1 protein-coding gene is annotated in these 1,281 nt (G+C 63.1%); it reads left to right on the top strand.

The annotated features are described in order from the left end of the window. The first annotated feature begins 68 nt into the window (after window positions 1–68). Window positions 69–1,237, top strand: a protein-coding gene (locus tag AC07EJ_RS46075; RefSeq protein WP_389491645.1) for an IS3 family transposase whose coding sequence is annotated in 2 segments (ribosomal slippage) — window positions 69–321 and window positions 321–1,237 — 1,170 coding nt in all. Because the reading frame shifts where the segments join, the coding sequence is not laid out codon by codon here. The last annotated feature ends 44 nt before the right edge of the window (window positions 1,238–1,281 follow it).

Genomic DNA, 1,281 nt, shown 5'->3' with positions numbered 1-1,281 from the left:
TGAGGCGCCCTGAAGTTCTCGGACAGCGGTCCCCATAGGATCGAAGTCCAGAACGGCGGAGAGAGCACGTGGCACAGAAGCGTAGGAAGTTCAGTCCTGAGTTTCGGGACGAGGCGGTCAAGATGGTGGTCGTGGAGTCCCGCCCGATCGCCGAGGTCGCCCGAGAGATACAAGTGAACGAGGGAACGCTGGGCACCTGGGTCAGCCGGTACCGGCAAGAGCACGCCGGGGAGGAGCCTCCCCTGAACATCAGCGAACGCGCCCGCCTACGCGAATTGGAACGCGAGAACCGGGAACTCCGTATGAAGACCGAGTTCCTGGGAAAAGCGGCGGCCTTCTTCGCCCAGGAATACCGGTGACGGAGAAGTACGAGTTCATCGACGGCGAGGCCGACAACTTTCCCGTGCAGCAGATGTGCACCTGGGCGGGAGTATCCACGTCGGGCTTCTACCACTGGAGGTCCAGGCCATTGTCGGCCACCGCGAAGCGCCGTGCGGAACTGAGCGCTGTCATCCTCCAGGTCTTCTCCGACTCGCAGGAGACCTACGGCTACCGGCGTGTCCACGCCGCGCTCCAGCGGATGAACGTGCAGGCCGGAGCGGAACTGGTCCGCGCGCTGATGCGCGAGCTCGGCTTGGTGCCATGCCAGCCACGGCCCTGGCGGGCGACCACGATCGCCGATGATGCGGCGCCGGCCACGCCCGACCTGCTGGCCCGTGACTTCACCGCTGACGCTCCCGGGCGCAAACTGGTCAGCGATATCACCTATGTTCACACCTGGGCCGGGTTCCTGTATCTCGCGACCGTCATCGACTGCCACACCAAAGCTGTGGTCGGCTGGGCAATGGCCGACCACATGAAGACCTCTCTCATATCGGATGCACTCGATATGGCGGCCCGGAACATCGACCTCGCCGAAGGCGGCGTATTTCATTCCGATCGCGGCAGTCAATACACGTCTCGGGAACTTCGTTGCAAGCTCCGCTCATTGGGCCTGCGAGCGTCGGTTGGCCGCACCGGTGTCTGTTGGGACAACGCGATGGCCGAATCGTTTTTCGGCGCCCTCAAGAACGAACTCGTGCACCGAACTACGTTCCCAACACGCGCACATGCCCACCGGGCGATCGTCCGCTACATCGAGATGTTCTACAATCGAAAACGCCTCCACTCCGGACTCGGCTACAAGACTCCCGCAGAAGTCCACGCCGAGTACGAGGTGTTGCAGGCAGCGGCATAAGGAGAACCCTCAACACCGGTGTCCGAGAAGCGCAGGGCCCCTCA

This window comes from Streptomyces sp. NPDC045026 (assembly GCF_056432625.1).
Note: the sequence above shows the minus strand (reverse complement) of the source record. Positions and strands in the feature narration are given on the sequence as shown.